Source organism: Pseudarthrobacter arbutini, from assembly GCF_054510915.1.
On record NZ_JBTNDQ010000008.1, the window covers coordinates 149,792 to 162,419 of the forward strand.

The window sequence follows — 12,628 nt, forward strand, 5'->3', positions numbered from 1 at the left end:
TTGGAATCGGCTGGTCATGAAAGTGCGCGAGTTGGGTAACAAGCTAGTGGGACGCCCTGCCCGCCGCCTTCCGCGCATCTTTCCTGCGCTTGGTGACCTCGGGATGGTGCCTGGAAAGGGCGATCACCCCCACGATAGCAAGGGAAGCAGCCGTAGCCATGGCAATCGCCATCACGGCGTGGACGTCCGGGCGCAGCTCGCCCAGGATCACGATGCCGATGGCGATGCCCACGATCGGGTCGATGACTGTCAGCCCGGCGATGACAAGGTCCGGCGGACCGCCCGAGTAGGCGCTCTGCACAAACCAGGAACCCAGGCCGCCGGCCGCCGCGATGGCCACCACCGAATACCACTGGACATTAAGCAGCGCCAGCCCATTCGGGTCCAGCAGGTGTTTGCCTATGATGCGCGTCAGCACCGCGACAAAGCCGAACAGGACACCGGCGCCGAGGATGTAGACAAACGCGCTCATCCGGTGCCGGAACATGACCGCCAGGGTGCCGAACACGCCGACCGCCAGTGCCAGGAGCAGCACAATGGTGAGCTCGTCCTCCTGGCTCACATGGTGGTTCTCCTGCGTCACGTTGACGGCGAGCAGGACAAAGAGTGCGGAGCCGGTCACGCAGGCGGCGATGGACACCATGGTTGCCCGGTTGATGGTGATGTCCTGGTCGCGGGCGTTCACCACGGTGGTAATGACCAGCGCGATGGCGCCGATCGGCTGCACCACCGTCAGCGGCGCGGAGACCAGGGCCACCGCGTTCATTCCCATCCCGAGGCACAGCAGGAGAAGTCCCAGCACCCACCGCGGATTGCGGAGCAGGCGGAGGAAGCCGTTTGAACTCAGCGCCAGCCCGCCGGTGTCGGCTTTGACGGCACTCCCCTGCTTCTGCGCACCCAGGGCAAGGCAGAATGCCCCAAGCACCGCCAGCAGGACCGCCACCCACACCATCAGGCGGTGCCGCCGTCGTGATGGGACTGCTGACGGCCCTTCCGCAGTATGGCCCAGAAATAGTTGTACGCGGCAATCCAGTGGCCGGTGAGCCCAAGTCCCAGCACGATCCAGGCTGCAATGTACAGCGGCCCGGCAAACGGGGTGTCCAATCGCGACAGGACGAGCAGGGGTGTGCCCAGGAGCAGGAGTCCGGTGCGGACTTTGCCCACACGGCTCACTGGCAGGTCCGGATGGCCCCGGAAGTAGGAGAGCGTCAGCACCAGGAGCACGGCGTCAGGCACCAGGAGTGCGGCCAGGTACAGCCAATGGACGACGCCGGCAATCACCAGGGTGACCGCCACCGCGATCAGGGCAAGCCGGTCAGCCAGCGGATCCATGACGCGGCCGAGCTTGGACGCCTGGTCGAAGCGGCGGGCCACGTAGCCATCAATCCAGTCGGTTCCCGCCATGACCACCAGGACCACAACGGCGGTCCCATATTCCTTCTGGGCCAGCACGAGCCAGACAAAAAGTGGTACGCCCATAAAGCGCAGCACTGTGAGGGCGTTGGGGATGGTGAAGACGCGGTCGTGGTCAACCTGGGGGCGGCCGGGCCGCGCACCAGCGCCGATGAACCTCAATCCGTCCCCCTTCCTTAGAGCCCAGTGTGACTTCAGAGCCCAGTGTGACGTGTTGTGTTGTTAGGGGTTCCGCAGCAGCCTGCGCAGGAGCACCACAAAGATCGTTGCGGAGGCTGCAAGTGCGGCAAGGGGCTTCCAGCGGAGGCCGGCGCCGTCCGGGGATCCGGAGAAGTCAGCGTACTTTTGGCTGGCCTTGGCAGCGCCATGTTCAACGGCAGCCTTGCCCTCCCCCAGTTTTTCCTTGGCAGCGCCCAGCAGGAACATGGCCTGCGGCTTGATGTCGAGCTCGGTATCCAGTTCGTCGCGGACCTGGGCCAGGTGACGCCGGCGCTGTTCCAGGCGGCGGTGAAGCTCGGGCTCGGACGCCTGCGGGAACTCTTTTTTGTGCGCCTCGGCCTTGGCTTCCTTCTCGGCCTTGGCCTTCGCGGCAGCTTCGTCCTTGGCAGCCTTGGCGGCCTTGGACTCCGGGCTGGCCGGATCGAGCAGCGCGGGGTTGAAGTCCGAGCCTTCCTTGACGATGCCGAGATCGTGTTTGATGCCGCGGATGGTCTCGGCCGGGACCAGGGGCATGGCCTGCTTGAATTTGCGGACGCCGATCAGGCCGCCGATGAGGGCAATAACCAGAAACAGGGCGCAGACGAGCAGCGCGGCGAGCCACGCCGGCATGATGTTGGCCAGGCCCATAATTGCGGCCACGATCAGGCCAACCACCAGGAAAGCCACAAAAATAAGCGCAACGGCGAAGAAGGCGGCGGCGACACCTACCTGGATGCCCTTGCGCTTGAGCTCGATCTTGGCGAAGGCGATTTCATCGTTGAGTTGGCGAGGGGCCAGACGGAAAAGAAGTTTCAGCGTCCTGGGCAGCGCGGTGATCCGCAATCCCTGGCTGGTGCGCCCGGTGTGACGTCCGCTCATCGGTTCCCGCCTAACTTGTTGCGTAGTCTGCTGCCTGGTCGGTTCGGCATCCGTGTGCTGTGGGAGCCCGCGGCAGCACGGTCCCGCCCCCAAAACTATCATTCAGGTTCAGGGCAAACTTCCGGGTTGGCCGCACGGCGCGCCTGCAACCCCGGAAAGATGGAACTTCCGGGCCTAGGATTGATCTCCGTGACCATTCATTCGAATCCGGGCGATTCGCTGACCCGCCGCCGGAAACTGTTGTACATCCTCCTCCTCGGCGCCCTCACCGCGTTGGGTCCGTTCACGATCGACCTGTACCTGCCTGCGTTTCCGGCACTGGAAGCGAGCCTTGGGGTCACCGAGGCCCAGGTCCAGCTGACCCTGGCCGGCACCACCGTGGGCTTTGCCCTCGGCCAGCTGGTGGTGGGCCCCTTCAGCGACAAGTTCGGCCGGCGGCTCCCGCTGATCCTGGCCACCGCCCTGCACATCGCCTCCTCCGTGGGAGCAGCCCTGTCCACCGATATTTCCACGCTGGGCCTCTTCCGCGTCCTCATGGGCGTGGGGGCTGCAGGCGGTGGTGTGGTGGCCATGGCAATGGTGCGGGACCTGTTCTCCGGCTATAACATGGTCCGGATGTTCTCGCGCATGGCCCTGGTGAACGGGCTGGCACCGATCATGGCCCCGGTGATCGGATCGCAGCTGCTCCTGGTGATGCCCTGGCCGGGTATCTTCGTGTTCCTTGCCGGCTACGGCACCGTGGTGATCATCGCATCGCTCTTCCTGGTCCGCGAAACATTGCCACCCGAGAAGCGCGGCCTGACCGGCATGACCGCCGGCCAGCGCTACAAGGTTCTTTTCACGGACCGGATCTTCGTGGGCCTGCTGGTGGTGGGCGGCATGAACTTCGCCGGCCTCTTCACCTACCTGTCCGCGTCGCCATTCCTGTTCCAGGACATTTTCGGGTTCTCGCCGCAGGAATATGGCCTGCTGTTCGGCATCAATTCCCTGGGCATTGTGGCGGGCGTCCAGATCAGCTCCAGGCTTATCCGTACTGTCCCGCCGCAATGGATCCTTGCCTGTTCCACAGCCTGGATGTTCCTTATGGCCCTGCTGATCGTGGTCTTTGACCAGGCCGGCTTGGGGCTCTGGGGCGTGATGGTTCCGCTCTGGTTCTACATCATGGGCACAGGCTTTACGTTCCCCTGCGTGCAGGTGCTGGCGCTGAGCAGCCACGGGGCACAGGCCGGGACGGCCGCGTCCCTCCTGGGTGCCGCGACCTTCCTGATGGCCGGCCTGGTTTCACCGGTCGTGGGGTGGCTGGGCATCACCAGCTCCACTCCCATGGGCGCCGTGCAGGCCGCGTGCATACTGCTGGCGATAGCGGGCCTCTGGCTGGTCGTCAGGCCACGCACCGTGCCGTCGATCCACTGAACCCCGTCGATCCAAATGATGAAACGCATAAAACGCAAACCGCACCGCAACCCCCGGGGACTGTTCCTCGGGGCGGTGCTGGGCGCCGTCGCCGGTTACTTCCTTGGGCGCGTGTTCGGCAGTGGCGCCATCGGCATCATCCTCGGCGCGCTGGTAGGTGCTGCCCTGTTGTACCGGGTCAACCCGGGCCCCTGGAACCGCCCGTAGCTGCAGGGACCTGACGCCAAACTTCGCGTCACCGACGAGGGGGCCCTCCCCTGCCGCCCGGGAGCTTTCCCACGATAAAATGAATCCGTGCCCAGCTGGCAGTTCTCCTCGCCGCTTCCGGCCACATGGCAACGTTGCGACTCAGGCATATTGCCCATGTGGTGGGACCGGCTGTGCGCCCAAACCGGCCAGCAGTCCGCAGCCCTCTATGCTGCCGGACTTTTCACGGACGACCGACGGCGGCCGATCGCGCAGTGGTTCAACGCGGCCTTCAACGCCGCCCTCCTGGTGGCCCCGGAGACCTCGCCTGAGTGGCCTGTGCAGCGCTTCGGCATCTTCTACGCACCGCCGGCCTCCGGCTTCGTCCGGGTGTACTCAGCACCCCATGAATGGCATCCGCGGGAGCCCCGCAAGTTCCCCACCGAGCAGGACGCCTTCCACGCGGCCATCGCCGAGGCTGAGCGGTTCCTGCAGGTGGAAATGGACTTTGTGTGAATGCAAAAGATCCCCGCCCTCACTGAGAGGACGGGGATCTTTTGTTTGTTTGCTCCTCCTGCTGGACTTGAACCAGCAACCCTTCGATTAACAGTCGAATGCTCTGCCAATTGAGCTAAGGAGGAATGAAGCAGGTATGACCTTAGCAAAGGTTTCCCGGGAATGGGAAATCGGCGGCGGTGCACCACGAAATACCCTCCCTGGGTATAAAAAAATCCCCGTTCCGGAGACCCGGAACGGGGATTGTGCGCTCCTCCTGCTGGACTTGAACCAGCAACCCTTCGATTAACAGTCGAATGCTCTGCCAATTGAGCTAAGGAGGAATGAAGCGGGTACCAGCCTAACAAAGACACCGGCTGGAAGCGAAATCAGGAGTGAAATCGGCGCGTTTCAGGCGTCCGAGCGCAGTGCCCGGCGTTCCATTTCGAGCATCATCAGTTCCCTGTTGAGCCGCTGGAAATCCTCCGGGTTCGCTGCCGGATCCAGCCGTTGCAGCTGGCCCATCTTGTCCGCCTTGACCCGCGTGATCTGGAGCTCGAACAGCCGGGACAGAATGTCCTTGCAGTACTTCTGGACGGCTTCCGCGGTGCTCGCGGGAAGCGGCACCACAGAAAGCTCGGACACGAGCGGCCGGAGGGGTTCCGGGACTTCGTGCATCACTTGTTCCACCCAGCGCAGGGGCTCACCGATCAATCCGGGACCGGAGGCGCGCATGGCGTCATGGACAACCTGGAACGCCGGCGTGACGAAGCGTGCGGCCGCGAAGCGCTCCCAGATGCCGCCGCCCAGGAGGGCGGACTCCTGCAGCGCCACTTCCAGCGCCTGACGCTCCATGGAGGCCACGGGGTCCCGCGGGTCGGGCCGCTGGTAGGAAGGGACAGCGCCCGACGTCGGCCCGGCAGCCACGCCGGGCCCGCCCGCCTGAGCGGAACCCGACTGCACGGCCCCCGACTGGGCGGACGCCATCTGGCCCGGGGCACCGGCGAGCGTCCCCGGTGCAGCCGGCCCGCCCGGGGCGGCACGCTTCATGGCGACGCCCACAGCCCGGCTGACGTCTTCAACCGAGATGCCGAGCCAGCCGGCCAGTTCCCGGGCATACTCGGGCCTGATGGCTGCGTCGCGGATCTGGGCCACCACCGGAGCGGATTCCCGCAGCGCGGCCACCCGGCCCTCCACGGTGTCCAGGTTGTGGCGCCTGAGCGTGGCTTTGATGGCAAACTCGAACAGCGGCCGGCGGGTGGCGATCAGGTCCCGCACGGCGGCGTCGCCCCTGCTTTGGCGCAGGTCGCAGGGGTCGGCGCCGGTGGGCTCCACCGCCACATAGGTCTGGGCGGTAAAGCGCTGGTCTTCCTCGAAGGCGCGCAGTGCCGCCTTCTGCCCGGCGGCGTCACCGTCAAAAGTGAAGATGACCTCTCCCCCGGTGCCGTCGTCGGACAGCAGGCGGCGGGCGATCTTGATGTGCTCGGTGCCGAATGCCGTGCCGCAGGTGGCCACCGCCGTCGGAATTCCCGCCAGGTGGCAGGCCATCACGTCGGTGTATCCCTCCACCACCACGAGCTGGCGGTCTTTGGCGATGCTGCGCTTGGCGAGGTCGATCCCGTAGAGCACCTGGGACTTCTTGTAGAGCGTGGTTTCGGGGGTATTGAGGTATTTGGGGCCCTGGTCGTCCTCATACAGCTTGCGGGCGCCGAAGCCGATGGTGTCGCCGGCGATGTCGCGGATGGGCCAGATGAGCCTGCCACGGAACCGGTCGTAGATGCCCCGGTTGCCTTCGGAGAACATCCCCGTCAGCTTCAGCTCCTGGTCCGTGAAGCCGCGGCCGCGGAGGTGTTTCAGCAGCGCGTCCCAGCCCTGCGGTGCGTAGCCCACGCCGAACTGCTCCGAGGCGGCGCGGTCGAAGCCACGGCCGAACAGGAAGTTCCGGCCTTCGGCGGCTCCGGGCGTCAGCAGCTGGGCGCGGAAGAACTCATCGGCGATTTTGTGGGCATCCAGGAGGCGCTGGCGCTTGCCCACTTCCTCACGGTTGGGGCCGGTGCCGCCGTCTTCGTAGCGCAGTTCGTACCCGATGCGGGCAGCCAGCTTTTCCACTGCCTCGTGGAATGAGGTGTGGTCCTGTTTCTGCACAAAGGCGATGACGTCCCCGTCTTCGCCGCACCCGAAGCAGTGGTACCTGCCCACCTGGGGGCGCACGGTGAACGACGGCGACCGCTCGTCGTGGAAGGGGCACAGGCCCTTGTAGGTCCCCAGCCCGGCACCCTTGAGCGTGACGTAGCCGTCAACCACTTCCTTGATGTCCGTGCGCTGGCGTACTTCGTCTATGTCTTCACGTTTGATCAGGCCAGCCACAGAGCCATCCTAGTCCCGGGGCACGACAGTGAAGGCCGCCCTATGGCGTCTGTCACCACAGCGACGGCAGGCTCCCCACGAGCCGTTCGTACATAGCCAGCGCCGAGCCGTCTGTCAGCGACGCCACCTGGTCGATGACCACCCTGAGCCGTGCGCCGTCGTCGGGCGCGTCCCGCCAGTCGGCCGCGAACATTGGCTCCAGGTGGCGGTCGCCCGTAGCGTTCAGGGCGGTGACCAGGGCGTGCAGCACCTCGCGCTGGCGCTCGTAGATGGGCTGGCGGTGTTCGGTGGTCATCACAAACGTGGTGGCCAGGCCCTTCATCACCGCGATCTCCATGACCGTCTCGTCCGGGACCATCAGCTCAGCGCTGTACCGGGTGAGGTTTGCCGGGCCGTAGACGGCACGCGTGGCCTCCAGGGCGCTCTGGCAGAACCGGCCGATCAACTGGCTGGTCATGTCCTTCAGGGCGGCCATGGACTTGCGGCTGCCGTCGGCCTCGCGGACCCAGACGTCGGTGGCTTCCAACCGGGCCAGGGCGGCATCGATGGCGGCGGGGTCGTTGTGCGGGAGGTACCACTGCTTGGCGTAGCCCACCACACGGGCCCGGTGGTCCGGGTTGTCCATCCAGCGCAGCTGGAAGTGCCCGGCCACGATCGCGTCCTCGACGTCGTGCACGGAATAGGAAATGTCGTCGGCCAGGTCCATAACCTGCGCTTCCAGGCACGAGCGGCGTTCCGGCGCACCCTCCCTGATCCAGTTGAAGATGGGCAGATCGTCCTCGTAGGCGCCGAACTTGCTGGTGCGCTGGCCGTGGATGACCGGCGCGTTCAGCGCGGACCAAGGGTATTTCGCCGCCGCATCCAGGCTGGCCCTCGTGAGATTCAGGCCGGCCGGGCGCCCGTCGGTGGCCAGGACCTTGGGCTCCAGCCGGGTGAGGAGCCGGAGGGTCTGGGCGTTGCCTTCGAAGCCGCCGATGGCATGGGCCACCTCGTTCAGGGCGGACTCGCCGTTGTGCCCGAAGGGCGGGTGCCCCAGGTCATGGCTCAGGCAGGCGGTGTCCACCACGTCCGGGTCGCAGCCCAGGGCGCGGCCCAGTTCCCGTCCCACCTGGGCAACCTCGAGGCTGTGGGTCAGGCGGGTGCGGACGAAGTCGTCGGTGTCCGGGGCAACTACCTGCGTTTTCGCGCCGAGGCGGCGCAGGGCGGAAGAGTGCAGCACACGGGCGCGGTCCCGCTCAAAGTCGGAGCGGTAGTTGTTTTTGGGCGGTTCCTCCACCCAGCGGGCGGAATCGTGGGCCTCGTAGCCCGGCAGGGCCTGTGCCGTGGTGCGCGTCTCAGCCACCGGAAACATCCAGCTCCGCGGCGGAGATGTCCTGGGACTGAGCGGCGTTCAGCGCACGGGATTCCAGCCAGTCCTTGGGCAGCGCCGGCTTTTTGGGCGATCCTGCCCGGCCGCGCGGGCCTTCGGCATCCACGCCGGGGTACGGCGAGCCCAGGTCCAGCTGGTCCAGCGTGTCGCGCAGCACCTCCAGGCTGGTCACCATGGCCAGTTTGGTCCGCAGTTCACTGCCCACCACATAGCCCTTGAAATACCAGGCCATGTGCTTGCGGATCTCCCGGAGCGCTTTGCCTTCATCGTTGCCGAAGGTCTCGACCATCAGCTCAGCATGGCGGTACACCCCTTCCGCGACCTGGCGCAGGGCCGGCTTGTGCCGCGCGTCGCTTCCCTCGAAGGCCGCCATCAGGTCGCCGAACAGCCACGGGCGGCCCTGGCAGCCACGGCCCACCACCACGCCGTCGACGCCGGTTTCGCGGACCATCCGGACGGCATCTTCCGCAGACCAGATATCGCCGTTACCCAGGACGGGAATATCCGGCAGCGCCTCGCGCAGGCGGGCGATTGCGGTCCAGTCGGCCTGGCCGGAGTAGAACTGCGCAGCGGTGCGGCCGTGAAGAGCGACGGCGGCGACCCCGGCATCGCGGGCGATCCGGCCGGCGTCGAGGTACGTCAGGTGGTCATCGTCGATGCCCTTGCGCATCTTGATGGTGAGCGGGACATTGCCCTTGGACGCTTCCTTGACCGCGGTCTGGACGATCAACGTGAAGAGGTCGGTCTTCCAGGGCAGGGCGGAGCCGCCGCCGCGCCGGGTCACCTTGGGAACGGGGCAGCCGAAGTTCAGGTCGATGTGGTCCGCACGGTCCTCTTCAACCAGCATGCGCACTGCCTGGCCCACCGTAACGGGGTCCACGCCGTACAGCTGGACGGAGCGGACTTTTTCGTCGTCGTCGTGGGAGATGATGCGCAATGATTCGGGCGTGCGTTCAACGAGGGCGCGCGAGGTGACCATCTCCGCCACGTACAGGCCGCCGCCGTATTCACGGCACAAGCGACGAAAAGCGGAGTTGGTGATGCCCGCCATCGGTGCCAGGATCACGGGGGTGTCCACCGTGATGGGGCCCAGCTTCAGGGGCGGGAGTTCCAGCTTGGGGGCGGGAGGCGTTGCGGTAACAGTCACTTGTCCATTGTCGCAAAGGCGGGCAAATCGGCGCGCCGGGCCCATTTGGGGTCTCCTGGCGTCGGTCAGCTGCCCGTTCAGCCGCGGTCTGCCCGGCGCCCCCTCCGGGTGGTGGCAGGATCGGCGGAATCTTCCGTGGACTGCCGTGACCGCCTCTCGAACGCAGCCGCCGCGAGCGCACCGGTATCGTCGACGTCGTCCGCGTTGATGGCGGCGGCGCCCGAGGTGCCGTCGGGGCGGCGGTCTTCGTCCGGGACGCCGATGGCGGACTGTCCGGCCGTCCGGACGCCGGTGGCCTTGACCACCAGCACAGCGATGAGGGTGGTCACGGGGATGGCGAGGACCAGGCCTATGGAGCCGACGAGGGTGCGGATGACTTCCTCGGAAAGCTCGGCGCTGGTCAGGGTGTCCCCCAGCGGCCGGTTGTACAGCATCACGATGATCAGGATGGGCAGGGCTGCGCCGGCGTAGGCGAACGCGATGGTGTACACCGTGGAGGCGATATGGTCCCGGCCGATCCGCATGGCCGAGGTGAAGAGTTTGCGGGCGCTGGTGCCGGGGGCCAACTCGTAGAGTTCCCAAACGGCGGAGGACTGCGTGATGGTGACATCGTTCAGGACACCGAGTCCGGAGATGATGAGGCCGCACAGGATCACCCCGGAAATGGAGATGTTGGCCGAGGTATTGATCAGGGTGGTGGCGTCATGGCTGCCAACTCCGGCGAGGTTGGCGGCGTCGGTGGCCCAGGCCGCGAGAAGCGCCGTGATGGCCAGGCCGAACATGGTGCCCAGCAGCGCCGTGGATGTCCGCGCGGAGAAGCCGTGGGCAAAATACAGGACCCCGATCATGATCACCGTTGATCCCACCAGGGCCAGCAGCAGCGGAGGTTTGCCCTCCACCAGCCCGGGCAGCATAAAGCCGGCAAGGACGAAATACGCGCCCACCAGCCCCAGGAGTGCCCGGAATCCACGCCAGCGCGCCACCGCGATGACCACCAGGGCATAGAGGAGCGCCAGTATCACGATGGGCAGGGTCCGGACGAAGTCAACAAAGATGTAGCTCGGGGACCCCTGCGACGCCGAGGCGCCCTGGGCGTTGGAAAGGTTCAGGTACCTGATCTGGTCACCCGGTTTTACGCCGTGTGATTTCGCCACATCCGGACTGATCACCACTTTGACGGGGCTGCCGCCCTGGTCCGGTTCAGTAAAGGCAAACATGCAGTCGGAGCCGGCGGGGGCGGGCTGGCCGCTGGTGTCCGAGGATTGGCCAGGGGCGGTGGAGCCCTGCATGCAGCTTTCTTCCACGACGCTCTGGATCTTGCCCGTATCGAACGTGACGCCGGGCGCCGCCGAATAGGGGCTGGCAAGGGAGATGCCGTCCTTGGACCCGGACGGCCACAGCATGGCCATGCCCGCCAGGGTCAGAAGCGTCAGCGGCACCAGCACGGCGGCCAGGATGCGGTTTGCCTTCCGGCGGGCAGCAATCGCCTGGGCCGTCGGCTCCGAATGATCTGTTGAAACGTGGGTGTGACCGGAGCCCATCAGCAGTTGAACCTCATACCTTGAACTCTACGTCCGGCGCCTTAAGGTTGGTAAATGGCAGGAACCGGGAGGAACCACGCGTGACGGACCGCAGGACTGAATTCCACACCAACGAACCTGCCGCGAGGCGGGAGGCGGCACTCATTGTGCTGGCGGCCTCCGGAACAACGCGGGGCGTGGCACTGGTCCTGCACGGGGGCAAGGCACACAGCTATGAGCCGGTGGAGGCCCGCCACCTGAGCCCGCTGCGCATGGTCACGTTCGCTCGTCACCTGCACCACGCCGGCAAGGACCACGGGCTGGCGGTGTGGTCCCTGCGGAACAGCGTGCGTGGCTGGAACGGGCCGGACAGGTCCGCGCTTCAGGATGCCCGCTGGGCCCTCCAGCAAATCAGTGCGCAGCACCCTGGAGTTCCCGTGTATCTGGTGGGGCACTCCATGGGCGGCCTCACCGCCGTGAGTGCCGCGGACGATCCGCAGGTGGACGCCGTGGTGGCGCTGGCCCCGTGGCTCAGCCCGGAGACGCCCGCCACCCCGCTCACCGGACGCAGGGTCCTGATTGTCCACGGCACGGGAGACCATATGACCAGCCCGTCCCAGTCCTTGGCGTTTGCGCGCCGAGCCACCGGGACAGCAGCTTCCATGCAGTATGTTTCGCTGCACGGTGCCGGGCATTTTATGGTGCGCCGCGGCCGGCTGTGGCACACGCTGGCCACCGGTTTTGTGATGAAGGCTTTCGCCGAGCGCACGCGGTTCACACACCAGGCCTCGAGCAAGCTGGCTGAACTGGTGCCCGGGTCCGCCGCTGAGGTGGCCTTGTGAGCCCTTTTCCCTGGCCGGCGTTCGCGGCGTCGTTGCCCTGGACAGTACTGGCGGTCCTGGCGGTCCTGGCGCTGACGTTTGGTGCGGCCGTGCGGCAGGGCCGGCACTCGGTGATGGACGTCGCGTGGGGCCCCGGCTTCGTCGCGGTGGCCGTAGTGTCCTGGTTCCTGTCGGCCGGATCGGGCGATGACACCCGCCGCCTGGCGCTGCTTCTCCTGACGGCCGTTTGGGGGTTGCGGCTCGGAGTCCACATTGGCTGGCGGGCGCGCGACGGACACGAAGACCCGCGCTACAAGGCCTTGCTGGACCCTGCGCCCGGATCCAGGAACGCCTATGCACTCCGCCGTGTCTACCTCCCGCAAGGCGTTGTCATGTTCTTTGTGTCCCTGACGCTGCAGGTGGGGATGTTCGCCACCGGCGCTGTGGGATGGGTCGCCGCGCTCGGCGTCCTGCTGTGGGTGACGGGGTTAGTATTCGAGACCGTGGGCGACTGGCAGTTGGCCCGGTTCAAGAAAGATCCGTCCCGCCGCGGCACGGTGCTGGATGCCGGGTTGTGGCGGTACACCCGGCATCCCAACTATTTCGGCGATGCGGCCATCTGGACGGGGCTGTTCCTTATTGCCGCAGACTCCTGGCCGGGCATCCTGACGGTCCTGTCACCGGCACTGATGGTGTGGACGCTCGCCGGGAAAACCGGAAAGCCCTTGACGGAAAAAGCGATGTCCGGCCGCCCCGGCTACCGGCAATACGTTGAGGCAACCAGCGGCTTCATCCCGTGGCCGCCCAAACGCCGGTAACC

The 12,628-nt window shown here is 66.2% G+C and carries 12 protein-coding genes and 2 tRNA genes; 5 read left to right on the forward strand and 9 right to left on the reverse strand.

Going from position 1 to position 12,628, the window contains the following annotated elements; translation table 11 throughout:
• Nucleotides 1-43: 43 nt before the first annotated feature.
• The 3 genes from ACX80V_RS11160 to ACX80V_RS11170 are packed head-to-tail and all read right to left on the reverse strand — an operon-like array spanning nt 44 to nt 2,490.
• Complete coding sequence (locus ACX80V_RS11160; RefSeq protein ID WP_058929538.1) at nt 44-952, reverse strand: DMT family transporter; 909 nt, start codon at nt 950-952, stop codon at nt 44-46.
• Entirely contained in the window at nt 952-1,575 is a 624-nt protein-coding gene (locus ACX80V_RS11165) for a CDP-alcohol phosphatidyltransferase family protein (RefSeq protein WP_058929539.1), read from the reverse strand. Before ACX80V_RS11165 ends, ACX80V_RS11160 begins: the two co-directional genes overlap by 1 nt.
• A gap of 60 nt (nt 1,576-1,635) precedes the next feature.
• On the reverse strand, nt 1,636-2,490 hold the full coding sequence (locus ACX80V_RS11170) for a phage holin family protein (protein WP_485843166.1): 855 nt from the start codon (nt 2,488-2,490) through the stop codon (nt 1,636-1,638).
• Between the two features lie 159 nt (nt 2,491-2,649).
• On the opposite strand from ACX80V_RS11170, the gene ACX80V_RS11175 reads away from it, so the two are divergent.
• The 3 genes from ACX80V_RS11175 to ACX80V_RS11185 all read left to right on the forward strand — a co-directional run bounded on the left by ACX80V_RS11175 (nt 2,650) and on the right by ACX80V_RS11185 (nt 4,605).
• A complete protein-coding gene (locus ACX80V_RS11175) occupies nt 2,650-3,903 on the forward strand; it encodes a multidrug effflux MFS transporter (protein ID WP_485843211.1) in 1,254 nt (417 codons plus the stop codon).
• A 27-nt stretch (nt 3,904-3,930) separates the two neighbouring features.
• A complete protein-coding gene (locus ACX80V_RS11180) occupies nt 3,931-4,110 on the forward strand; it encodes a hypothetical protein (protein ID WP_485843212.1) in 180 nt (59 codons plus the stop codon).
• A gap of 87 nt (nt 4,111-4,197) precedes the next feature.
• Complete coding sequence (locus tag ACX80V_RS11185) at nt 4,198-4,605, forward strand: hypothetical protein (RefSeq protein WP_485843167.1); 408 nt, start codon at nt 4,198-4,200, stop codon at nt 4,603-4,605.
• Nucleotides 4,606-4,657: 52 nt separating this feature from the next.
• Here the strand turns inward: ACX80V_RS11185 and ACX80V_RS11190 are convergent.
• The 6 genes from ACX80V_RS11190 to ACX80V_RS11215 all read right to left on the reverse strand — a co-directional run bounded on the left by ACX80V_RS11190 (nt 4,658) and on the right by ACX80V_RS11215 (nt 11,008).
• A tRNA-Asn gene (locus tag ACX80V_RS11190) sits at nt 4,658-4,730 on the reverse strand.
• Nucleotides 4,731-4,855: 125 nt separating this feature from the next.
• A tRNA-Asn gene (locus tag ACX80V_RS11195) sits at nt 4,856-4,928 on the reverse strand.
• A gap of 67 nt (nt 4,929-4,995) precedes the next feature.
• Nucleotides 4,996-6,951: a DNA primase gene (gene dnaG / locus ACX80V_RS11200; protein WP_485843168.1), complete on the reverse strand. Its 1,956-nt coding sequence runs from the start codon at nt 6,949-6,951 to the stop codon at nt 4,996-4,998.
• 52 nt (nt 6,952-7,003) lie between these two features.
• On the reverse strand, nt 7,004-8,302 hold the full coding sequence (locus ACX80V_RS11205) for a deoxyguanosinetriphosphate triphosphohydrolase (protein WP_485843169.1): 1,299 nt from the start codon (nt 8,300-8,302) through the stop codon (nt 7,004-7,006).
• Nucleotides 8,286-9,467, reverse strand: coding sequence for a tRNA dihydrouridine synthase DusB (gene dusB, locus ACX80V_RS11210; RefSeq protein ID WP_485843170.1), 1,182 nt, complete (start codon nt 9,465-9,467; stop codon nt 8,286-8,288). Before dusB ends, ACX80V_RS11205 begins: the two co-directional genes overlap by 17 nt.
• Nucleotides 9,468-9,544: 77 nt before the next feature.
• Complete coding sequence (locus tag ACX80V_RS11215; RefSeq protein WP_485843171.1) at nt 9,545-11,008, reverse strand: YibE/F family protein; 1,464 nt, start codon at nt 11,006-11,008, stop codon at nt 9,545-9,547.
• An 80-nt stretch (nt 11,009-11,088) separates the two neighbouring features.
• Between ACX80V_RS11215 and ACX80V_RS11220 the strand changes: the two genes are divergently transcribed.
• Nucleotides 11,089-11,829: an alpha/beta hydrolase gene (locus tag ACX80V_RS11220; protein ID WP_485843172.1), complete on the forward strand. Its 741-nt coding sequence runs from the start codon at nt 11,089-11,091 to the stop codon at nt 11,827-11,829.
• Nucleotides 11,826-12,626 carry a DUF1295 domain-containing protein gene (locus tag ACX80V_RS11225; protein WP_485843173.1) on the forward strand — a complete coding sequence of 267 codons (801 nt, stop codon included), beginning with the start codon at nt 11,826-11,828 and terminating at the stop codon, nt 12,624-12,626. Before ACX80V_RS11220 ends, ACX80V_RS11225 begins: the two co-directional genes overlap by 4 nt.
• Nucleotides 12,627-12,628 lie beyond the last annotated feature (2 nt).

Excerpts from the sequence above, each read along its gene's own strand:
- ACX80V_RS11160 (WP_058929538.1), bottom strand. The coding sequence starts at position 952 with ATGGTGTGGGTGGCGGTCCTGCTGGCGGTGCTTGGGGCATTCTGCCTT.
- ACX80V_RS11170 (WP_485843166.1), bottom strand. The coding sequence starts at position 2,490 with ATGAGCGGACGTCACACCGGGCGCACCAGCCAGGGATTGCGGATCACC.
- ACX80V_RS11175 (WP_485843211.1), top strand. The coding sequence starts at position 2,650 with ATGGAACTTCCGGGCCTAGGATTGATCTCCGTGACCATTCATTCGAAT.
- ACX80V_RS11205 (WP_485843169.1), bottom strand. The coding sequence starts at position 8,302 with ATGTTTCCGGTGGCTGAGACGCGCACCACGGCACAGGCCCTGCCGGGC.
- ACX80V_RS11215 (WP_485843171.1), bottom strand. The coding sequence starts at position 11,008 with ATGGGCTCCGGTCACACCCACGTTTCAACAGATCATTCGGAGCCGACG.